Here is a 21,129-nt window from a genome sequence, read left to right on the forward strand (position 1 = left end):
GTAACCGGTTACACAACTATACAAAAAGGAATAAAAGTTGTCAATAGTCTTATAATGTAAAAAAAACAAGCCGTTTTTAACAGCCTGTTTTTAAATATGCTATAGCTTATCCTACTGTAACTTCTTCTGCCTCTAAACCGCGCTTTTTTTCCGTTTCAGATACATACATTGCACATGCGGCATCTCCGGAAATATTGATCGCCGTTCTTGTCATATCAAGCAAACGGTCAATCCCAAGAACGAGGCCGATGCCAGCGACCGGCAAGTTAACACTCGAAAGCACCATCGCTAACATGATTAAGCCAACGCCCGGGACTCCGGCTGTACCAATGCTAGCCAGTACTGCAGTCAACACGACTGTTAAAAGCTGTGTCATTGTCAAATCCACACCATAGGCTTGGGCGATGAACATAGTGGCCACACCTTGCATGATTGCAGTTCCATCCATGTTGATGGTAGCGCCTAGCGGCTGGACAAATGAACTGATCGATTTTGGAACTCCAAGCTCTTTTTGCGCAGCTTCCATTGATACTGGCAAGGTTGCAGTACTGCTTGAAGTACTGAATGCTACACTCATGGCCGGCGCAAATTTCTTGAAGAACCAAATCGGGTTTTTCTTTGCTAACAGTCCAACGGTGCCGCCGTACGTAAATGCTGCATGAATCGCAAGAGCCGCGAGCACCACGAACATATAGGAAGCCATTGCCTTGATTGCAGACAATCCTTGGGAACCAATAGCCGTAGCAATCAACCCAAATGTGCCGAAGGGCGCAAATTTCATGACGATGCCGACTAAATACATCATAACTTCGTTGCCTTGTTCAATAAGGTTGACAATGCCTTTCGTTCTTTCGCCGAGAGCAGTCAACGCCAATCCGATAAAAACGGCAAAGACGATAATTTGAAGCATATTGCCTTCCGTTAAGGCAGCCAATGGATTTTTCGGGATAACATTTAGTAAGGTGTCGGCCACTGAAGGGGCTTTTTCAGACTCGAATGTGGTGCTTTCCAAATCGAAGTCACCCGCAAGTCCGGGTTGAATAACTGCAGCTAATCCCAGGCCTATCACTATCGCAATAGAAGTCGTTATTAAAAAAAAGCTGATTGTTTTCAATCCAATTCTGCCTAATTTGGCTGGATCGCCAAGCCCGGCAGTCCCTAAAATGATGGAAAAGAGCACAAGCGGCACAACTAGCATGCTGATCAAACTGAGAAAAATTTGGCCAAGCGGCACAAACAAGTATGTATTTAAATTGTTAAAAGAGCCGGGGGCAAATAAATTAATAAGCAGACCGACAATCGCTCCTAAGATGAGACCGGTGAGTATTTTCACTGTCATATTGTTTTTCTTCATTCATCGAGTCTCCTTCTTTTTTTAAGACATACCCTTAAGTTTAAAGGAACAAAACAGAAAATTACAGGAATACGCAAGAAAGAAGTAATTTTAATATAACTTTATAGTTCAGAAAGAGAAAAGAATCAATTAGTCATTTCTTCTTTTGCAGCACATATTGGTCGGAAAATCGGAAACGGATTGTCCCGTACTAACTTCTAAATAGAAAAACAGCCCTCGCTCCAGTGCGAGGGCTGTTTTGAAATCTTATTCCCCCAAGTCGACGTTATGATAAACTTGCTGAACGTCTTCAAGGTCTTCGATTGCATCAATCATTTTTTCAAATTGTGCTTGCGCGTCTTCCGGAAGCTCTAATTCATTTTGCGCCAGCATTGTCAATTCCGCGACTGTAAAATCGGTGATGCCAGCTGTTTTGAATGCTTCTTGCACCGCATGGAATTGATCTGGTTCAGCATAAACGATGACGGAATCTTCCTCTTCAAGAATATCGCGAACATCAACATCCGCTTCCATCAGTAGTTCCAGCACATCGTCCGCCGTTTTATCTTCAACACCGATAACCGCCGTCGGATCGAACATGTAAGCAACCGATCCGCTAACGCCCATGTTTCCACCATTTTTGCCGAAAGCAGCGCGGACATCTGAAGCTGTCCGGTTTACATTATTCGTTAATGTATCCACGATGACCATTGAACCGTTCGGCCCAAAACCTTCGTAACGAAGCTCGTCGTAACTTTCTTCAGAGCCGCCTTTGGCTTTTTCAATTGCCCGGTCAATGATCGCTCTTGGAACACTATATGTTTTCGCGCGTTCAAGCACGACTTTCAACGCTTGGTTCGATTCCGGATCCGGCTCGCCTTGCTTGGCGGCAACATAAATTTCACGTCCGAATTTTGCGTAAATACGGCTTGTATTCGCGTCTTTTGAAGCTTTCTTTTCTTTAATATTATTCCACTTGCGGCCCATTGTATTTCCCACTTTCTTTCATCTTTAAATATGAAGAACGTTCACCCGTTCTATTATATAATAAACCTCTGCTTTTTTTCGAGTTATGCAGCGAAAAAGCAACGCAATCCATGGAGGATATTGCCGCTATTTTTTCGTTTTATCCACTCGGTGATACTCGGAAATCTGGATAACACGCACTTTACCTGTATGCAGTTCGTGGTAAATGCCGCGGCTGTCAGTGAATGAGACAAATTGCTCCCGTTCGCTTTGGATAAGGGCTTCCGCTTTTTCCTGCGATTCCACATGTATAAACCGGCGAATGTAATGCTCTTCATCAAAGAAGTATGTTACTTTGAATTCCTTCATCTTCTTCATCCCCCTTCTATACGTGCTCTGGAGTTTCCGCATTCTTTATTTTATAGCTTTTCACCAGTCTGTTCAACTTCCTTCGCCAAAAGCGTTTCCTTAAAGTTGATGCACAATTGATTAAATGAGAAAATAGAAAAGGCAATCAAATGAACGCAACTAAAGGAGCGAGAACATGAAAATTTATGATATTTCATCCCCTATCTACGAAGGAATGCCGGTTTACAAAAACAAAGAAGAAAAACAACCGAAATTCCATACAAACACAAACGGGCATGTAACGGAATCCCGCATCGAAATCGATGCGCATACAGGAACTCACATCGACGCACCATTACATATGATTAACGACGGCGACACTTTTGAATCCATTTCACTGGAAAAGTTGGTTGGCCAAGCAAAAGTTGTTGATTTGACTCACGTCAAAGACGGCATTGCCAAGTCAGATCTAGAAACCCTTTCCATCGAAAAAAATGATTTTATCTTGTTTAAAACAAGCAACTCATTCGATAAGGAATTCAATCCTGAATTCATCTTCTTAAAAGAGGACGGCGCTAATTATTTGGCTGAAATCGGCATCAGAGGTGTGGGCATTGACGCGCTTGGCGTAGAGCGCAGCCAGCCGAACCACCCTACCCATAAAGCTCTATTCAAGGCAGATATCATTGTTATCGAAGGTTTGCAATTGAAGGAAGTTGAACCAAAAAGCTATTTGATGGTTGCAGCGCCGCTTAAATTGATCGGCATTGACGCTTCTCCGGCACGTGTTATTTTAATCGAAAACGAATAAAAAGAATGGCTTCCTAGGAAGCCATTCTTTTTATTCAGCTTGTTAAGGAAGTCCAGGAACAAAAAAGCAAGAACGCGCCACTTGTTCAAAGAGCTCGGGGTGAATGAAGCGGAAAGCGTCCGGCTGAAGTGCAATGAACCGCTGCCAAACTTTCTTGATAGTTTGAAAAAGCATGGCTTCCGCGGAAGCCATGCTTTTTTATTGCCATTTTGTATGAAAAGTTCCTTCTTTGTCCGTGCGCTGATATGTATGCGCGCCAAAGTAATCCCGTTGTGCTTGGATTAGATTTGCTGGCAAAGTCTCAGAACGGTAGCTGTCGTAGTAAGCAAGCGCGCTCGAGAATGCTGGTACCGGAATGCCCTGTTCGATTGCAATCGACAGCACTTTACGAAGCGACGACTGGTATTCGCCCACTACGGATTGGAAATACGGGTCAATAAGCAGATTCGGCAAATCCGCTTGGCGGTCGAATGCTTCTTTGATTTCCTGCAGGAAGCGGGCACGGATGATGCAGCCGCCGCGGAAAATCATTGCGATGTCGCCGTATGGGATTTCCCAGTTATATTCTGCAGAAGCGGCACGAAGCTGGGCGAACCCCTGGGCATATGAACAGATTTTACTCATGTACAGAGCTTTGCGGATTGCTTCAATCAGTTCTTTGCGGTCGCCGGCAAATGGTTCTGCTTCAGGTCCTGACAGCAATTGGCTTGCTGCTACGCGCTCTTCTTTTATTGCCGAAATAAAGCGGGCAAAAACAGATTCCGTTACAATCGGCAAGGAAACACCTAAATCCAATGCGTTTTGGCTTGTCCATTTTCCTGTGCCTTTTTGTCCGGCTTTGTCCAGAATTTGATCGACCAGTGGATTGCCGGTCTCCTCATCAACTTTTGTGAAAATATCAGCCGTGATTTCGATCAGATAGCTGTCCAATTCGCCTTTATTCCATTCGGTGAAAATTTCGTGCAGTTCTTGAGCGTTCAGCCCAAGCGCATGTTTTAAGATAAAGTAGGATTCTGAAATTAGTTGCATGTCCCCGTATTCGATGCCATTATGCACCATCTTCACATAGTGGCCGGCTCCTTCAGCACCCATGTAGGCGCTGCATGGAACACCGTCCACTTTTGCCGAAATGTCAGCAAAAATCGGCGCGACTTTTTCATATGCTTCTTTCAAGCCGCCTGACATGATAGAAGGGCCAAAGCGTGCGCCTTCTTCGCCGCCAGAAATACCAGCACCAATAAAATGGATGCCTAATTCTTGAAGCTCCGCTGTACGGCGGTTAGTGTCTCTGAAAAATGTATTTCCGCCATCGATGATTACATCGCCTTCTTGAAGATGCGGTATTAGCGATTGAATGACGTCATCCGTAGTTTCACCAGCTTTTACCATCATCAAAATCTTGCGGGGAATTTCGAGCGATCCCACAAATTTCTCGAGCGTATCGGCTCCGACAATATTTTTATCTTGAACTTCGTTGTTTGCAAATTCTTTTGTCCGGTCTGTCCAGTAATCGTATACCGATACCGAATAGCCTCTGCTTTCAATATTCAGTGCCAAATTCTTCCCCATGACACCTAGACCAATAACGCCCATCTGCTGCTTAGCCATACTATTACCTCATTCCATGCGAATTTAATGTCTATTAATCATCTTATCTCTTCAAAAGTATACCATTTTTGTTCAACGACATTCTGTATGCCTGTTGATTACCACCAGCAGAAGCCATCTTTCTCCAACAAACGGTCAGCGGCTTCCGGACCTGAAGAACCTGCGGAATATGGATGCAGCGGCAAAGCATCCTCCTGGAATGCTTCGAGCACCGGCTGGATCCATGCCCATGAAAGTTCGACTTCTTTCCAGTGCGCAAAGAACGTCTTATCGCCTTCTAATGCATCCGATAACAGAAGTTCATAAGATTCAGGCTGAATATTCGAATTCACCGAAAAAGTGATGTTTGTCGGTTCATATTTTTCCGTTGAAGGATTTTTTAAGTTTACCAACAGCGATACACTTTCATTCGGATTGATTTCAAAAATAAGAAGATTTGGATTGATGCCTTCATCTTTAAAAGCAGGATTATCTTTCCACTTGTTTTTGAATTCGATGACGATGCGCGTAGATTTTTGCTCCAAGCGCTTTCCTGTACGAATATAGAAAGGAATATTTCTCCATGCTGAAGTTTCAATATATAAACGTGCGGCGAAATACGTATCGTTTTTTGATTCCTCTATGACTCCCGGCTCTTCTTGATAGCCGATCACCGGTTTTCCTAGCACTTCACCTGCTGTGTATTGGCCTCGGATGATATGTTTTGAAGCTTCTTCTTTAAGAATCGGCCGCAGCGCCTCAACGATTTCCCGCTTCTCCTGTTGCACTTCTTTAGCAGTCAAATTTACAGGAATGTCGAGAGCCGTCATCATGAGCAATTGAAGAAGGTGATTTTGGGCCATATCCCGGATTGCCCCAGCCTGATCGTAATATCCAGCTCTCTTTTCAATGCCTACTGTTTCACTTGCTGTAATTTGCACGTTCGCAATTTGATCGTGATTCCACAACAATTCGAGAATGGGATTAGCAAATTTCAGCGTTTCAAGATTTTGAACCATCGGTTTCCCTAAATAGTGGTCAATACGATAAATTTCTTCTTCGTTGAATGCTTTGCTAAGTTTCTCATTTAGTTCCCGTGCAGTTTGCAAGTCAGTTCCAAATGGCTTTTCAACGATCAAACGCTTCCAGCCTTTCGTCTCGCTGATTTTGCTTGCCTGCAGATTTGCTGTGATGATTTCAACTAGATTCGGTGCAACAGACAAGTAGAACAAACGGTTTTCCGCAATTCCCATTTCTTGTTCCCGCGATTGAATAAGCTCCAATAAGCCGCTATACGAAGCTTCATTAAATACATCCAAGACACAATATCGAAACTTGCTCACAAACTCTTCCACGTTTTCAGGTTGTACAGGTCTTCTTGAAAATTCCCGGAGGGATGTTTCGACGTTCATTTGAAAAACACGATTCGAATAATTGGTTCTGCCTAATCCTATGATTGAAATAGCGTTCGGCAACTTTCCATCCAAATACAAATTATACAAAGCCGGAAATAATTTTCGCTGTGCTAAATCGCCAGTGGCCCCAAATAGCACCAAAGTCATTTCATCTAATTTATTTTTCTGGCGTGAAGCATTTTTGTAGTTTTCACTATCAACTAAATCGACTGCAGCTATGTTTTCCATAGTAAACATCTCCATTTTCGGCGTGCACAGAAACACGTTTTTTTACAATCACACTGTTTTTAAGTATACGTTGAATCAAGAAGAATGGAAGGGCAGATTTTTACAATCCATGGCCTCAAAAAAATCCCTAACTGCATTTTAAAACCTTATTCTCTTGTCCGACTACTGAAAAATGGCAAGCAACTAAAAAAAATACAAAAAGTAAGCTTAGAATTCTAGGCCCTTTTTCTTCCTTAAAAGCATTTCAGCCTACTTTACAGCTGAATTTTGATAGAAAAAATTCGGTTTCACAATGGCGTTATTATAAGGCTTATGAAAGATATGTGTGGTTGCCGGAGACATCGGTGGTATCAGCCAAGCCCAATTGCCGGTTAAATCCCTTCCAGCTTTTTCTTCTGTTTTTTCGAAGCTTTTGAACTGTTTGGCGGCTGTATGGTGGTCGACTATGGTAACCCCCGCCCGGTGAAAAGAATCGAGCACCGCAATATTCAACTCCACAAGCGCCTTGTCTTTCCATAAAGATCGGCTGGAATCTGTATTCAACCCCATCACTTTTGCTACTGCCGGCAACAAATTATAGCGATGTTCATCGGCCAGGTTTCTTGCGCCAATTTCAGTCCCCATATACCAGCCGTTAAAAGGCGCCATACTATAGGAGATGCCACCTATATCCAGTCTCATCTCCGAAATGATCGGAACGGCATACCATTTTGCTTTCAAATCCGTAAAGTTTGGAATTTCAGGATGTTCAATTTCAACTTCAATGACCGCTTTTTTTGGCAACTCAAAAAACCGTGGTGTTTCGCCAGCCACTTCTATAACAATCGGCAAAATGTCATAAGCTGTACCTGCCCCTTTCCATCCAAGCTTTTCGCATGCTTTTGTAAATTCGATCGAAGTGGAGTCTCCGATCACTTCTCCATCTTTTTTATAACCGGCATAGCGGATCAATTGATGATTCCAGATTCGCATAGCGTCCTGTCCGTTTCGATTCGGCGGAAAGATGGTGATGGCAGGGCGAATTTTCCCTTTATTTGTAGCAAAATCGATGTGTGCGAGCAAAGCCGCAAAAGCGCCATCTGCAGTCTGTTGCTGCCGTTCATCAAAAACCGACAGCGTATTCCAGAAAAGGCGTCCGATGCACCGGTTGTTGTTGCGCCAAGCCAGGCGTGCGCCGTGCTCTAGCTCCTCAAATGTATGTGTATATGATCCGGTTTCAATAATCTCATTTTGTATATGCAAAAGCCGCTGCGCCGTTTCCTCTTCCGATTTCCCTAATTCCGAGTAACATGTATAAATAAATTCCATCGCTTCTCCGATAGACACAGTGGTTGTTTCAATAGCCGTCATTTCCTTCACTCCTTACGAAATATAATAGCACCTATTCCGCTATTTATTAACTACAGGGTCTGGGTCCGCATAAAATCTTCCTTTGTTTTACGCAGATAGTTACAGTAAAATGAACAAAAGCGTAAAAAGGAGTTTATTGAATGCTGAAAGCGATATTTTTTGATTTGGACGACACCTTATTATGGGATAAAAAGAGTATTAAAACGTCATTTGAGAAAACGTGCCGATTTGCTGAACAAACGAGCGGCGTAAATTGCAGAGAGTTGGAAGAAGCCGTCCGCTTGGAAGCGAGTACTTTATACAGCAGCTATGAAACCTATCCGTTCACTCAAATGATTGGCATTAACCCGTTCGAAGGATTATGGGGAACGTTTGATGATGAAGGCGAAGATTTCAAGAAAATGAAGATGCTCGCCCCCGCTTATCAGCAAAGATCCTGGACAGGTGGATTGCAGCGGATCGGCATTGACAATCCGGCACTCGGCAACCAACTGGCTGCTTATTTTGTTGAAGCACGGAAAAGCAGCCCTTTTGTCTATGAAGAAACGTATCGTGTGCTTGATCGGTTAAAACCCCATTACCAATTACTGTTGCTGACGAACGGTTCACCGCAATTGCAGAACACCAAGCTTAAAATCACACCGGAAATCGCTCCTTATTTTGACCATGTTGTTATTTCCGGCGCATTTGGCAAAGGCAAGCCCGACCCGGAAATTTTCCATTATGCGTTGTCGAAATTCGGTTATGCGGCTGAAGAAGTGCTGATGGTCGGCGATAATCTATTAACTGATATCATAGGAGCCGAACAAGCAGGCATCCGTTCGGTTTGGATCAACCGGGAAGAAAAGGCGCCGCATGAAACCATTGTTCCAAGCTATGAGATTCGCCATTTAGAAGATCTTTTTCCCATTCTTGAAGAGCTGTGATGCTCCATGTTCCGTAAGCAAAAAAGGAGACTCGATGCGAGCCTCCTTTTTCAATTATAGATTTTTATTCCATAAAAAACGTTTTATTCTTTTGAATTTATTTCCTTCTATAGATCGATCGCTCGGACGTATTGGATTTCAGCTAGTTCTTTTAATTGGTCCAAACTTCCTGGACCGGCGTATTTGTCGATGGACAACATCATGATAGCGTCTCCCCCGGCATTTGAACGCCCGACCTGCATTGTTGCGATATTCACGTCTTCCTTGCCGAGCAATGTCCCTACACGGCCTATCACTCCTGGCCGGTCGTTATGGCGAATGAACAGTAAATGCCCTTTTGGCACGACATCCACTAAATATTCATCCACTTTCACGATGCGGGCTCCTTGGCCATTCAACAAGGTGCCTGCCGCTTTTCTGATGCCTGTTGCCGTTTTGATTTCAATGGATATCAAGTTTGTGAATCCTCTTGTTACCGAAGACTTGTGTTCGTTGACTACTATGCCTTTTTGCTCGGCCCAATACCAGGCATTGACCACGTTGACCCGTTCACCGAGGTGGCGCTTCAGCAAGCCTTTCAACATATTGCGCGTCAGCGGCCCGACTTCCATCCCCGCCAACTCACCTGAATAATAAATATTCACTTCTTCCACTGCACTTTCCGCTAAATCCGTTAAGAAAGCGCCAAGACGCTCCGCCAAATCAAAGTATGGCTCTATCTTCGCCATCAGTTCTTTCGGCACCGAAGGCAAGTTGACGGAGTTGCGGACTGTCCCGGTTGTGAAATAGCTGACTACATCCATGCTGACATCTACTGCGACGCTTTCCTGCGCTTCTATTGTGCTCGCCCCTAAATGAGGCGTGGCCACTACTTCCGGCAAGTCGAGCAGCCGGAAATCAACAATCGGTTCCTGCTCAAATACATCGAGCGCTGCGCCAGCCACCTTTTTAGATAAGATTGCATCATACAATGCATTTTCGTCAATGATGCCGCCGCGTGCACAATTGACAATTTGTACGCCTTCTTTCATGATTGCAAACGCTTCAGCATTGATAAGGTGGCGTGTCTCTTTTAAGAGCGGCGTATGGACCGTTACAAAGTCGGCAACCCTCAGCACCTCTTCAACCGTACCGAAATTGATTCCGAGTTTCTCTGCTTTCTCTGCTGTCAAGAATGGATCGTAAGCCATGACGTTCATACGCTGCCCTTTTGCTCTTGCTGCTACTTCAGCACCAATACGCCCAAGGCCGATCACCCCTAAGGTTTTGTTTTTCAATTCTACACCCACATACGATTTGCGGTCCCAGTTTTTATTGCGCAGTGCATGAAAAGCTTGGGGGATTTTCCGTGCCATTGACATGAGCATGGCCATTGTATGCTCAGCCGCTGAATTGGTGTTGCCATCCGGTGCATTGACCACAATAATGCCGTGTTCAGTTGCCGCTTCAAGGTCGATGTTGTCGACGCCTACACCTGCTCGGCCAATGATTTTTAAGTTTTTCGCTTTTTCAATGATGGTTCGGGTCACCTGCGTCTGGCTCCGGACAAGCAGTGCGTCAAAATCGCCAATGCGCTCGGCCAATTGCTCCGGCGATAAATTTGTTTCTATGACAATATTCATTCCTTCTGCCTGCCGTAACGGATAGATGCCTTCTTCGCTTAATGGATCGCTAATTAGTATATGAAATGTCATTGCTGTCCCACCCTTTCATCCAGGTAAACTTGTTGTGCCGCGCCTGTTCCTTTTCCAAGTTCGATCATTTTCCCAATTTTCATCAACCCGATTTCTATCGCCGAAACGATCTGAAGAACATCCGCTGCCGAGCAATAACCCATGTGTCCGATACGGAAAATCTGGCCCGTCAATTGCTGCTGGCCGCCCGCCATGGAAATTCCGAATTCCGCTTTCATCACTTTCCGGAAAGCTTCGGCATCGAAATCAGCCGGTTTTACAGCAGTAACAGTCGGAGAAGCATCCGCTTCTGCTGTCAATAAGGGAATCCCGTGCGCAGCAAATGCCGCTCTTGTCATTTTCATCATTAAAGTATGGCGTGAGTAAACTTCTTCTAACCCTTCCTCTTCCATTAGTTCAAGCGCCTGCTCCAAGCCGAATAAAATCGAGAGCGCCGGTGTAAAAGGAGTGGTGTTTTTTTCCAAGTTATTTCGATGGCTTTTCAAATCCAAATAAAATCGCGGCTGCGGGTTGGCTTCAATTTTCCGCCATGCCCGCTCGCTTGCTGCAACGAATGACAGACCAGCCGGAAGCATAAATGCCTTCTGCGATCCGGTAACCAGAATATCTATGCCCCATCCGTCCATTTTCGTCTCGACTCCGCCTACACAAGAAACGCCATCCACAATGACAAGTGCCTCTGATACTTCTTTGATTGCCGCTGCTAATTGCTGTATCGGATTCAAGACACCTGTTGATGTTTCACAATAGGTAGAAAACACAGCCGTTATGCCAGGGTGTTCTTGAAGAAACACTTTAACAAGTTCCGGATCGAGCGCTTTTCCCCATTCCACTTGAAGAACATGGGTTGGTATCTGATAGGCTTTGCAAATTTTCACAAATCGGTCGCCAAACGCGCCTGTCACAATTACCAATACTTCCTCGCCAGGAGCGACTGCATTGACGACGGCTGTTTCCAGCCCTGCCGTACCGCTGCCAGTCAAGATGATCACTTCTTGTTCGGTTCCAAAAACACGCTTTAATTTCGGACGGATCCGTGCAAGCAAATCGGAAGTGCTTTGGCCCCGATGGCCGATCATCGGCTGTGCCATGGCACGCTGAACACTAGGCGGAATGGGCGTCGGCCCAGGAATTCGTAAAATTTGTTGGTCTGCTAACATCGTCAATCTTCCCCTTTCAAGTGAAACGGCAAAAAGACCCTCCGCTCCCTACATAAAAATGCAAGGGGCGAAGAGTCTTATTCGCGGTACCACCCTAATTCACTGCTTGACAGAGCAAACAGCCTCATTGGTCTCATGCGTAACGGGCACGAAGCGGATGGACCTACTTGATTTCAGTCCACCTATTCCGGAGTGCTGCCTTCTGCTGAAACCGCTGATTTCCACCACCCATCAGCTCTCTTAAGATTTCTTTGCATAAGCCTGTCTCCATCAAAATAGTTGCTTATATAATTGGATTGAACTTATCATATCAGACCAAAACGAGTTGTCAATCTATAAAAAATATTCTGTATAGTTGAAACCGATTACAACATTGATAGCCCGCAGTTAAATTTTTTATAATTGTTTTTTGAATTCAGCTATTATTCTAAATTGGTTCTGCTTAGGGACAATGTTACTCCTCTCCGTAGAGGTATTGCATAACAAAAAACCGGCTAGTTCTAATTAGCCGGCTTTTTCGCTAAAAAATCATTGGGCTTTTCTTTGGGTATCTTCGTACCGCTTTTGCAATTCTTCAATACGAATGCGTCCTTCTTCACGCATTCTGCGGTTTTCCTGTTCGATTTCCCGTGTATCATTCATGCCTTGCATGATGGTCTCCCATGTTTGTTCAATCGTTTCGATTCTTATGCTCGGCTGGCCAGACATGCGTGCAATATCCACGCTTTGTCGGGAAATGTCATTGGCGTTTTTAAGCAGCATTTCATTTGTGCGACGGTCCAATTCATTCATGGATTGGGCAACCAAATTTTGCCGTTTGGCCGCAATGGCGTTGATTAGGCCGGTTTTGAAAATGGGAATGGTCGTGACGAAAGCGGAATTGATCTTTCCAATCAGTTTTGTATTTCCGCGCTGCAACATACGGATTTGTGGCGCTGCCTGATAGGAAACCTGTTTCGCCATTTCCAAGTCATAAACGCGCTGTTCCAAAAGTTCAATCGCATTCTGCAAAGAAGTCAATTGCATCATCGCCATTTGATCGCCAGTTTCCGCCTTTAAGCGCATAACCGGCTCTTCCGCTTTCAATTCCTGGATTCTGACATCTCCAGCTGCGATGTATTTTTCCAATTCCATAAAATATCTGAAGTTTTGGTCATATAATTCTTCTAACGTGGTGGTGGATTTTTTCATTTCGGATTCATACTTTGTAATCTCGACATAAATTTTATCGATTTCCGTACCCATTGTCTGGTATTTATTAAAGAGCTTTTCAATAATTTTATTCCCTCTGTTAAAGACTTTGTTGATAAGGCCTTTCTTTTCGACAAAATCCTTCCGGTCAAACTTGTCCATTACTTTGCCAAGCTGGTTCAGCAACACACTGGACTCTTCCATGCTATTTGCTTGAACAGAACTTAATACCTTTCCGGTAAATGCAGAAATCTCGTTTGCCGGTTCACGGCCGAATTCCAACAGTTCTACTTGATTTTTCACATCAATGCTTGCGGCAAGTTTGAGCACTTCCGGGTCCTGCTTTAGTTTTGCTAATAATTCCGTATCTTCTTTCATTACCAGTTCCTGCTGTTCCATCCCTTTTGGCAAAGTATTCATCGGTAAGCCCCCTTTTAATGTTTAAACTTCATTAAACTTTCTTGCTAATGCTCAGGTAAAACTATTGCAAAAAAACGATATGCTTCCACCTTTCCATCCTTTGCTGCTTCGCCGGCAGAATCCATCAGTGTTCAGAGCCATTTTCTGAAGATTTTTTTGACTACTGAAGGCTCACGAAATGGTTCATTAAAGCTTCTTTCGTCCAGCCAGTGAGTATCGATTGCTTCCTGGGTGACCCACCGTTCGATGTCTTGGTGCCCTTGCGGATTAATGATGATGACATCCAATCCAAATGTATGGATCAATGCAATTGCGTTAGCATCCGCTCGGCTCAGTTCACCATCTTTTTCTTCATTGTAGAAAAGCATCGTCGGCACATATTGCGGATAGTCAAACAGCTGAATCAATTGGATAACAGAATCGGGAAGCGACATCGACTGCGAGAAGGCATAAAGCTGCAAATCCTCGAATGATTCGCCTGGTTGCGGAAAGAGAAGCGGTTTTTCCACGTGCCGCGCAATAGCTTCGCCAATCGCAGTCTGCAGACCAGTCGGCAGTTTGCTGTATTTCCACCAATGGGCCGTTTTCATTTTTTCAGGATCCAGTCTTCCGTCTTTCCCCAGCGCCGCCCGGTAATGAAATTGCTGATTTCCTTTCCGTTCTTCGATAAAAGGAAAACTGCGGACCAGTTTAGTGTCCTCCCGTTCCGTCAGATTGTGGATGTTGTCCCAAAAGCGTTTCCGCTCTTTTTCGATGCCCATAACTTTGGCAAAGACAACAGGAATGACTACGTGGCCGTTTTCCACCGCAAACGAAGGGCGGACTAATGCCCGTTCTTTTGCCAGCATAAAAGCTTCATCAAGGGTGGTCTTAAGCAGAATTGAACGGGTCAAATAAGATTTGAATTGAAAAGGTTTATAGAGACCGGAATCATCATGGTGCAAAAGCCGGTCTACTTCTTTAGTAGCTCGGTAGGCAACTGTCCCGACACGCTGCGGCTTTACCGCCGGAAACGGCATGGCGGATTCGGCATTTACTTGAAAACTGTAAGTCAGCACCTCTTGATCGCCTATCGTTTTGCTGAACCAACGTTCACCTGTCGGATCAAAAACAATAAGATGAAAACCGAACATTCCAGAAAACTTCAAAAACCATTTCTGGCTTTCTGTAACGCTGCCATACCATAGAAAACCGGGCAGCCCTCTATCGAAAACAAGCTTTTCGAGTTCCGGTTCGATATGATTGAACGTCCATTTAACCAAATCCGTAACAATGCGCCGGAAAGAAGAATGTGTTGTACTGCCGCCAGACTCTTCTTTAAACGCTTTCAAAATATCAATGAGCGTTAACCGAAGACGCCGGTTCAATCCGGCATCTTTTAATCTTGGCAGCAAGCCTTTGCCGTCCAGAAATGCAACAATCCGATTAGGCGATAAGCCGTGTTCTTTCGTGTTCATCTCAAACAGATCTTGTAAGGCTTTTAGCCTTTCAGGCGTAATTTGCTTGTTCAGTTTGTCAGAAAGCTGAATTAGCCGGCCTTCCGATTCCTCGAGCAAATCGTAGATTGACGCAAAATAGTCATCCTTATCAAGCGGCATGCCGATAAATTGCCCAAGTAATTGCGGATAGGTGATCTTTTCTTCCTCTATTTTTGTTTCGGGATGATTAACAATGGGCTGTAAAAGCCATTTCCCGATATTTTCCGGATCCCACGTTCTCACGCGGACCGGATGCAGTTGAACCATGGGTATTCCTCCTTGCTTACCGATGCTGTGCTATGTTAGCGACATGCGCCAAAATTTCTTCCCCTGCTTTTATGCCAGTATGTTTTGTAACTCGAATATGTGAGGAAAGCGCTCTATCGTTTTGAACCGCTTCACCATGTGCAGCCAACAAGCCTTCATCTGCACTTTCCAGCAAATCCAAATCCAGCAATGAATCTCCTGCCGCCACAACATAGTCAGCCTGTAAACGCTGTTTAACATACTCCATTGCTCTTGCTTTAGTAATGCTTTCCGGCATAAAATACAGCTTTCTTCCTTGAAGCGATATCGACCAGCCCATTTCCCGGAATATACGGGAAAAAGACGCCAGCTGTTCTGCCGGAAAACGTGCCCGGTCAATAATCAAATAGACAAACCAATCATCTGCCTGTTTTATATTCAATACCCATTCTTCGGAAAAATAACGTTCTATCAAAGGCAACAATGTTTCCAGTACAGTTTTTTGGTCAATGCATTTCCTCCGGATTTCAGCAGACCATTCTTTTACCGGTTCTCCGTTCTCCAGAACGACTGCACCATTTGATATAACTGCAAATTGCGGAGGCACAGTGCCGGAAAAAATGTTCATTACCCGGTTGTATTGCACCTCAGTTCTGGTGGTGACCGGCAAAAAGAAAGCAGTAGAGCCGATATCCATCAAGGCCTTATGACTGTTTTTTGTCATAAAGGAATATGGCTCGCCCTTTAGCTTCTCGACTTCGACAAGCTCTTCTTCTCTTACATTACTGCCCATCGAATTCCTTGAATAAATCAAAGTTCGATCCAAATCGCTCGCAAATAATATCTTCATATTTCTTGCCCCGATTTGATTAGGCCAATTGCCCGGTAAAACAGATCCGGAACAACTTCAACCGGTGTATTCTTTTCTTCGGCCAGTACAAGAAGATGCTGGACGTCCGGATGTTCCAAACTGCGCACCAGAACTTTCCATGGGTCTCGCCGAAGCAGCACACGAGTGGTTTCGCCGACTCCAGGTTTAATCAACTGGAAATCAGTTCCATTATATAGTTTTCTGCTAATATCTTCTACTTCCTTTTGCCCTTGCCAAGTCTGTTCAGCGGTAACCGGTGTGCAGTAAGCTTCTCGTTTAGCTTCTTCTGCTGTTTGGTCAAAACATGCCGCAATCCGGTCCACAAAATCTACCGAGACATCTTCATCTTTAAGCTCTCCATAAAACTTGGCACCATGAAAATCATCTTCTCCGATATATTGCTTATTTAAAATGGTACGGCTGACAAGGCCGGATACAGTCGCGTTTAAACAAGCGCTCGGAATCAGCATATCTTCTCTAGTGCCGAACAATACCGAGCATGCTCCAGGATCGGCCAGAACTGCCAAATCATCGTACAGCCTTAACCCTTCTTTTTGATTTAACAATTGAACCGACTTTGTAAGTTCGGTTTGGATTGCTCCTTTACCGGTCCACCCGTCCACAAACTGAATTCTGCTAGTCGGATGCCATTTTCGGATGGCACGCAAAGCGTTTTCATCGATGCCTTTTCCCCGTAAAATTGAAACACTGTAATGCGGCCAATCCAAGCCCAACTTTTGCTTTGCAAACCGGCGTATCAAAATGCCGACAGGGCTTCCGGCGCGCGCAAGCGAAACCAGTACAATATCATCGCTTTTTGCATTTAAGTGGATGCGGATAGAGACAAGGCCAATAAAATAACTTAATTGTTCTTTCATTTGTTCTACCGATTCCTGATACAGTTTCGTATATTTTTCAGAAGGCCGATGTTCTACCGGCAGGCGTTCCGCGTAATGGGCACCCGTTTGCACCGCTTTTTCCCGTTCTTCGAGTGGGCTTTCTGTAAAGTCCCCTGTTACGTCTTTTAACAGAAAACGGATATCTTCTTCCGAATAACTCGTTTGAACTAGTCCTGTTGCAATCATCGGATCTCTCCTTCTGTTTCCGTCAGTGAAATCCACACAACCGGCGCCTTTTCTTTCAAATAGGCAATTAAGGGCTGCCAAAGAGCAGGATCAACCACCGACTCTGAAATCAGATAAATCTTATCAATAGCTAAGCTATTGATATTATAAAGAAACTGGTCAATGCCATTTGCATCCGGCAAATTGAATTTAACTTTTTCTTTTATTGGATAGCCCTCTGTATCAGCTGCAAAAATCGGGCTTCGTGTTGTAGTTTGCACCAGCGGGTCTCCGTCTAAAGCTAAAGCAAAGCGCAACGGCAAGTACATATTTTCGCCGATTCCAATTACAAGCGGACGCTTGCTTGTGCTATCAGGCTGAAGCGATGCCGCCAGTTCCCCCGTCCAAGCGTCGATGTTCCGGTGCTCCTCACTTGTTAATCCGAACCTTCCGGTAAGAGGCACATAGTTTTGGCCAGTTTCAGAGTGATATGGCAAAATACCAGGTATTCCTAGACTTTCCGGTGCTTCTGAAGCACTGCTGTTCAGATAGGGAAGTTCCGGCTCGTCAGGCGACGAACCATGGATCAATTCGAATTCTCCAGACATCAGCGCCAATACATCCAGTTGGATGTTCCGCTCCTCTGCCATTTCGGCCAATTTCTGCTGTTGTTTTTTGTTCCGCCAGTCCAAAATTGACAGCGATTTATACGTTTTTCCTGGAAATTGTTCATCCAAGGCACTGACTAAATTAAGTAGCGTATTGCCGGTTGAAATTTCATCATCAATGAGAACAATGGTATCCGCTGTCTCAAGCACCCCTTCGGGCGCATATACTTTATGGGAAGTCGCATGCGAATGCTCTTCTTCAAATACGAAAGACGGCGTAAGCTTCGCTATTTCTTCCCGGGTCGTATGCAAATAGACCGCTTTATCAAAATGATGAAAAACAGCATGCCCAAGGCCCGTAGCCGTTTCCGCCATTCCGATAAAAACAGTTTTTTGGGGCAAAGTTGATTTGTGAGCCGATGCTTTTTCTCCTATTTCCTTGTCAGGCACACCCGTTTCAATCATGTGTACAACTTCTGATGTGTGGGGAAAAGGAAGCAATCCAGCATCTTCCATTAATACTGAAGCCAACAAAGTACCTGTGCCGAGCGCAAGAGCTGGATGGACCGCCAAATGCTTAGCCAGCAAATGGCTGACGAAAAGAAACTGCCTTTTCTTATTGACCCGCAAAGCCATCGAGAAAAGGGCGTCTGGCGACAGCCCTTTATAAGTCTGGTGAATTGTAACGGACAACTCCAACTGTTCCCACAGCTTATAGTAGTTGGTTCGAGAATTGGCAGGCTCGGATATGGTTGAGCACATCGATCGGTTGGTAGTTTTCATTAAGCACCCCATAGACTTCCGCTTGAGCGGCAATTCTTTTTGCCCAGTTCAAATGTGGTTTTACTTCATTCATCTTGTTTCGCTTCGGGCTTTGCAAGACACCGTTTCTTTTTTGGTTCTCGGAAAGGATCAGCAACGCATCTTCAAAACTTTCCAAAGATACAATATGACCGGCGTTCACAATGGAAATTTGGGATGGATGAATGCATGTTTTCCCTTTGAATCCATTCAACACATCCAATTGAACTTCTTCCCATAATACTTGCTCCTGCTTGGTTGCCATCCATCCGCCAGTAGGCTGTGAAAAATACTCGTATACCGGGCCTGATACGATAAATCCGTCTTCAGCTCTATTGAAACGATTCAAGACAGAGACCAAACAATCCCTGATGATATGCACGTCGTAAATAGTGCGTTCTACCGGACGCCGCAAGCCGTAAAGGCTGGAAAAATCAGTGGCGCCAACACGGACGGTCAGTACCCGGTCAATTTCCGAACGCAAAATTCCGTAAATTTCTTCTAATGTCTGTTCCCGTGTTTCAGAGTAAAGAACTTCTTTTGTCTCCAGCAGCGGCAATGCATATAAAATGCGTCCAGCCGCTTCACTGGCACGATCAAGCGCACGGAAAAATTCCGCGAGGTTCCCAGGCAGGCATTTCGGAAAAACAATTCCGGTCAAAACACTTAAAGCCGATCCGGTGGTGCGAATCAACCGATCAAGCTGATCCGCATTTCGGACGCGCAAAAATAAAGCAAGACCGTTATTTTCCAGGCCGTCATTTCCTTTTCTAATCTTTTTCAATTGTGTTGCAACGTTCTTTTCTGCCCAAGATAAATCTGAGTCGGCCACTGCATCTTCCAAACAAACAATCAATGTGGCCAGTCCTGCAAATGCCCCTTGAGTGTAATCACCTGCTAAGATTTTAGCAGCAAAATCAGGCCGGGAACCCGGGGTATAAAGTGCAGCGCCAAGAGCAAGTCCCAACGTTTCCCGTTCCGAATCACGGGAAAATTCTGCTGGAGAATATTTAAAAAAAGTTTTTAAATCAGAATCTGTCAACATATTGAAATGTCTCATCTAACTCCCCCAAGCTGCACATCAGCAGTTGTCATTTCCTCCCTTTCCAATAGGAAAAATGGAGAAAAAAAGCAAGGAGGCTAGCCCCTTGCTTTTTGTAATCGCTGATTAGCTGTCTAATCCAAAATCCCGAACGAGAGATGCGAGGCCGCCTTGGTATCCACTGCCAATGGCATTGAATTTCCATTCGTTGTTGTGGCGGTATAGTTCTCCGACTACAATAGCTGTTTCGATCGAGAAATCCTCTCCTAAATCATAACGGATCAACTCTTGGTTTGTATCTCCATTGACAATCCGTACGTACGAATTGCTTACTTGCCCGAAATTCTGGCCACGCGACTCTGCATCATGAATCGTTATGGCAAAAGTTACGCGTTCAATCGAAGATGGTACAGAGGATAAGTTTACTTTTACTTGCTCATCGTCTCCTTCACCTTCTCCAGTTTTGTTATCGCCCGTGTGTTCCACCGCTCCACCTGCGCCAACCGTATTGTTGTAGAAGACAAAATCTTTTTCAGAAGAGCATTTGCCGTTTGCACCTAATAAAAAGATGGATGAGTCCAAGTCAAAGTCCTGTCCGCCATCGTATTTATTTGTATCCCATCCAAGCCCTACGATTACATTCGATAAACCTGGATTTGATTTTGTTAAATCCACTTTTTGACCCTTAGATAAATTGATTCCCATTTTTCCCTTCACTCCTTAAGCGTATTTGTTTGCAATTGACCCGATATCCGGGTCAATTGTTCCTTCACCGACTGCTGAAAACTTCCATTCGCTTCCTTGGCGGTAAATTTCACCAAGAATAAGCGACATCTTCCCTGAATAGTTTTCAGTTAAGTTGTAGTGCACCAATTCTTCTTTTGATTGATTGTCGACCAAACGGATAAAAGCATTTTGAATCATGCCGAAATCTTGTTTCTTTTGTTTAGCGTTATAGATGTTGACTACAAACACCAAGCGGTGGACTGATGGGGAAATGCGTTTTAGGTCGATTTGAATCGTTTCATCATCGCCCTCCCCGGCTCCAGTCAAGTTATCGCCTGAGTGGACAACGCTGTCATCTTTGCTTTTCTTATTGCCAAAGTAAATCAGGTTTTCCTTGCTTTTTAACTTGCCGCTTTCATCCAACATGATGACGGAAGCGTCACAATCAACATCTGCGCCACCTCCGCCGCCTCCACCTAGCAGCCCACTCAAAAAGCCGCCGCTTTTTTTAGCAGCAACGGGGTCCCAGCCAAGGCCGACCATGATGCTTGAAAGAGATGAACGTCCTTTTGTTAAATCGATCTTTTGACCTTTTACAAGATTTATAGCCATCTTCACACTCTCCATTCATCAATATGCATATACTTTTATAGTAGAGCTAGTAACAGAAAATTTCAATTTTTAAGAGGCGCAGCAAAAAGCCAGGGGTCTTCAACTAACGATTGGCGCATTCTCCTTTCGTCGCAAAAGCAAAGCCAAGTGGAATTTTCAGAAAGATGCTATCTTAAAACAGCTTATGTATACTATACGTATCCATACAGAAAGAAGTTTCATATTGGACAGCGAGAAAATGCTTTTCTCTTT

General features: G+C 44.4%; 18 protein-coding genes and 1 other annotated feature. Of the genes, 2 read left to right on the forward strand and 16 right to left on the reverse strand.

What is annotated here, in order from left to right:
- Nucleotides 1-106: 106 nt before the first annotated feature.
- From B0H99_RS12325 to B0H99_RS12335, 3 genes are all read right to left on the reverse strand, one after another.
- Entirely contained in the window at nucleotides 107-1,354 is a 1,248-nt protein-coding gene (locus B0H99_RS12325; RefSeq protein ID WP_106533983.1) for a dicarboxylate/amino acid:cation symporter, read from the reverse strand.
- Between the two features lie 246 nt (nucleotides 1,355-1,600).
- On the reverse strand, nucleotides 1,601-2,320 hold the full coding sequence (locus B0H99_RS12330) for a YebC/PmpR family DNA-binding transcriptional regulator (protein WP_106533984.1): 720 nt from the start codon (nucleotides 2,318-2,320) through the stop codon (nucleotides 1,601-1,603).
- A 126-nt stretch (nucleotides 2,321-2,446) separates the two neighbouring features.
- Nucleotides 2,447-2,668 (reverse strand): hypothetical protein, encoded by a 222-nt coding sequence (locus tag B0H99_RS12335; protein WP_106533985.1) that lies wholly within the window; start codon nucleotides 2,666-2,668, stop codon nucleotides 2,447-2,449.
- A gap of 175 nt (nucleotides 2,669-2,843) precedes the next feature.
- On the opposite strand from B0H99_RS12335, the gene B0H99_RS12340 reads away from it, so the two are divergent.
- A complete protein-coding gene (locus B0H99_RS12340) occupies nucleotides 2,844-3,458 on the forward strand; it encodes a cyclase family protein (RefSeq protein WP_106533986.1) in 615 nt (204 codons plus the stop codon).
- Between the two features lie 198 nt (nucleotides 3,459-3,656).
- Here the strand turns inward: B0H99_RS12340 and gndA are convergent, their stop codons facing one another.
- From gndA to B0H99_RS12355, 3 genes are all read right to left on the reverse strand, one after another.
- Complete coding sequence (gene gndA, locus B0H99_RS12345; RefSeq protein WP_106533987.1) at nucleotides 3,657-5,066, reverse strand: NADP-dependent phosphogluconate dehydrogenase; 1,410 nt, start codon at nucleotides 5,064-5,066, stop codon at nucleotides 3,657-3,659.
- 98 nt (nucleotides 5,067-5,164) lie between these two features.
- Nucleotides 5,165-6,607 carry a glucose-6-phosphate dehydrogenase gene (zwf, locus tag B0H99_RS12350; RefSeq protein ID WP_245894530.1) on the reverse strand — a complete coding sequence of 481 codons (1,443 nt, stop codon included), beginning with the start codon at nucleotides 6,605-6,607 and terminating at the stop codon, nucleotides 5,165-5,167.
- Nucleotides 6,608-6,937: 330 nt separating this feature from the next.
- Nucleotides 6,938-8,038 (reverse strand): nitric oxide synthase oxygenase, encoded by a 1,101-nt coding sequence (locus tag B0H99_RS12355; RefSeq protein ID WP_106533989.1) that lies wholly within the window; start codon nucleotides 8,036-8,038, stop codon nucleotides 6,938-6,940.
- Between the two features lie 140 nt (nucleotides 8,039-8,178).
- Here B0H99_RS12355 and B0H99_RS12360 point away from each other — a divergent pair, with 140 nt between their 5' ends.
- Nucleotides 8,179-8,964 carry an HAD family hydrolase gene (locus tag B0H99_RS12360; protein ID WP_106533990.1) on the forward strand — a complete coding sequence of 262 codons (786 nt, stop codon included), beginning with the start codon at nucleotides 8,179-8,181 and terminating at the stop codon, nucleotides 8,962-8,964.
- Nucleotides 8,965-9,071: 107 nt separating this feature from the next.
- Here the strand turns inward: B0H99_RS12360 and serA are convergent, their stop codons facing one another.
- From serA to B0H99_RS12410, 10 genes are all read right to left on the reverse strand, one after another.
- Complete coding sequence (gene serA, locus B0H99_RS12365; protein WP_106533991.1) at nucleotides 9,072-10,658, reverse strand: phosphoglycerate dehydrogenase; 1,587 nt, start codon at nucleotides 10,656-10,658, stop codon at nucleotides 9,072-9,074.
- Nucleotides 10,655-11,818, reverse strand: coding sequence for a pyridoxal-phosphate-dependent aminotransferase family protein (locus B0H99_RS12370; protein ID WP_106533992.1), 1,164 nt, complete (start codon nucleotides 11,816-11,818; stop codon nucleotides 10,655-10,657). The genes serA and B0H99_RS12370 overlap by 4 nt, the downstream gene beginning before the upstream one ends.
- Before the next feature lie 60 nt (nucleotides 11,819-11,878).
- Nucleotides 11,879-12,101: a binding site (T-box leader), on the reverse strand.
- Nucleotides 12,102-12,346: 245 nt separating this feature from the next.
- On the reverse strand, nucleotides 12,347-13,429 hold the full coding sequence (locus B0H99_RS12375) for a toxic anion resistance protein (RefSeq protein WP_106533993.1): 1,083 nt from the start codon (nucleotides 13,427-13,429) through the stop codon (nucleotides 12,347-12,349).
- Nucleotides 13,430-13,560: 131 nt separating this feature from the next.
- Entirely contained in the window at nucleotides 13,561-15,174 is a 1,614-nt protein-coding gene (locus B0H99_RS12380; protein ID WP_106533994.1) for a YceG family protein, read from the reverse strand.
- A 16-nt stretch (nucleotides 15,175-15,190) separates the two neighbouring features.
- A complete protein-coding gene (locus tag B0H99_RS12385; protein ID WP_106533995.1) occupies nucleotides 15,191-16,003 on the reverse strand; it encodes an HAD family hydrolase in 813 nt (270 codons plus the stop codon).
- The gene (locus B0H99_RS12390) at nucleotides 16,000-17,109 is read right to left on the reverse strand and encodes a cysteine protease StiP family protein (RefSeq protein ID WP_106533996.1); all 1,110 of its coding nucleotides are present in this window, start codon (nucleotides 17,107-17,109) and stop codon (nucleotides 16,000-16,002) included. Before B0H99_RS12390 ends, B0H99_RS12385 begins: the two co-directional genes overlap by 4 nt.
- Nucleotides 17,106-18,479 (reverse strand): phosphoribosyltransferase family protein, encoded by a 1,374-nt coding sequence (locus B0H99_RS12395; RefSeq protein ID WP_106533997.1) that lies wholly within the window; start codon nucleotides 18,477-18,479, stop codon nucleotides 17,106-17,108. Before B0H99_RS12395 ends, B0H99_RS12390 begins: the two co-directional genes overlap by 4 nt.
- Entirely contained in the window at nucleotides 18,409-19,557 is a 1,149-nt protein-coding gene (locus tag B0H99_RS12400; protein ID WP_106533998.1) for an HpcH/HpaI aldolase/citrate lyase family protein, read from the reverse strand. Before B0H99_RS12400 ends, B0H99_RS12395 begins: the two co-directional genes overlap by 71 nt.
- Nucleotides 19,558-19,665: 108 nt before the next feature.
- Nucleotides 19,666-20,244 (reverse strand): TerD family protein, encoded by a 579-nt coding sequence (locus B0H99_RS12405; RefSeq protein ID WP_106533999.1) that lies wholly within the window; start codon nucleotides 20,242-20,244, stop codon nucleotides 19,666-19,668.
- A gap of 15 nt (nucleotides 20,245-20,259) precedes the next feature.
- Complete coding sequence (locus tag B0H99_RS12410) at nucleotides 20,260-20,877, reverse strand: TerD family protein (protein WP_106534000.1); 618 nt, start codon at nucleotides 20,875-20,877, stop codon at nucleotides 20,260-20,262.
- Nucleotides 20,878-21,129: the final 252 nt, after the last annotated feature.

Source organism: Planomicrobium soli (genome assembly GCF_003014655.1).
In the GTDB taxonomy this organism is placed as follows: Bacteria; Bacillota; Bacilli; order Bacillales_A; family Planococcaceae; genus Planococcus; species Planococcus soli_B.

Bases quoted from the DNA above. Each gene is read 5' to 3' on its own strand.
- B0H99_RS12325 (WP_106533983.1), bottom strand. From the start codon at position 1,354: ATGAAGAAAAACAATATGACAGTGAAAATACTCACCGGTCTCATCTTA.
- B0H99_RS12330 (WP_106533984.1), bottom strand. From the start codon at position 2,320: ATGGGCCGCAAGTGGAATAATATTAAAGAAAAGAAAGCTTCAAAAGAC.
- B0H99_RS12335 (WP_106533985.1), bottom strand. From the start codon at position 2,668: ATGAAGGAATTCAAAGTAACATACTTCTTTGATGAAGAGCATTACATT.
- B0H99_RS12340 (WP_106533986.1), top strand. From the start codon at position 2,844: ATGAAAATTTATGATATTTCATCCCCTATCTACGAAGGAATGCCGGTT.
- gndA (WP_106533987.1), bottom strand. From the start codon at position 5,066: ATGGCTAAGCAGCAGATGGGCGTTATTGGTCTAGGTGTCATGGGGAAG.
- zwf (WP_245894530.1), bottom strand. From the start codon at position 6,607: ATGACTTTGGTGCTATTTGGGGCCACTGGCGATTTAGCACAGCGAAAA.
- B0H99_RS12355 (WP_106533989.1), bottom strand. From the start codon at position 8,038: ATGACGGCTATTGAAACAACCACTGTGTCTATCGGAGAAGCGATGGAA.
- B0H99_RS12360 (WP_106533990.1), top strand. From the start codon at position 8,179: ATGCTGAAAGCGATATTTTTTGATTTGGACGACACCTTATTATGGGAT.
- serA (WP_106533991.1), bottom strand. From the start codon at position 10,658: ATGACATTTCATATACTAATTAGCGATCCATTAAGCGAAGAAGGCATC.
- B0H99_RS12370 (WP_106533992.1), bottom strand. From the start codon at position 11,818: ATGTTAGCAGACCAACAAATTTTACGAATTCCTGGGCCGACGCCCATT.
- B0H99_RS12375 (WP_106533993.1), bottom strand. From the start codon at position 13,429: ATGAATACTTTGCCAAAAGGGATGGAACAGCAGGAACTGGTAATGAAA.
- B0H99_RS12380 (WP_106533994.1), bottom strand. From the start codon at position 15,174: ATGGTTCAACTGCATCCGGTCCGCGTGAGAACGTGGGATCCGGAAAAT.
- B0H99_RS12385 (WP_106533995.1), bottom strand. From the start codon at position 16,003: ATGAAGATATTATTTGCGAGCGATTTGGATCGAACTTTGATTTATTCA.
- B0H99_RS12390 (WP_106533996.1), bottom strand. From the start codon at position 17,109: ATGATTGCAACAGGACTAGTTCAAACGAGTTATTCGGAAGAAGATATC.
- B0H99_RS12395 (WP_106533997.1), bottom strand. From the start codon at position 18,479: ATGAAAACTACCAACCGATCGATGTGCTCAACCATATCCGAGCCTGCC.
- B0H99_RS12400 (WP_106533998.1), bottom strand. From the start codon at position 19,557: ATGAGACATTTCAATATGTTGACAGATTCTGATTTAAAAACTTTTTTT.
- B0H99_RS12405 (WP_106533999.1), bottom strand. From the start codon at position 20,244: ATGGGAATCAATTTATCTAAGGGTCAAAAAGTGGATTTAACAAAATCA.
- B0H99_RS12410 (WP_106534000.1), bottom strand. From the start codon at position 20,877: ATGGCTATAAATCTTGTAAAAGGTCAAAAGATCGATTTAACAAAAGGA.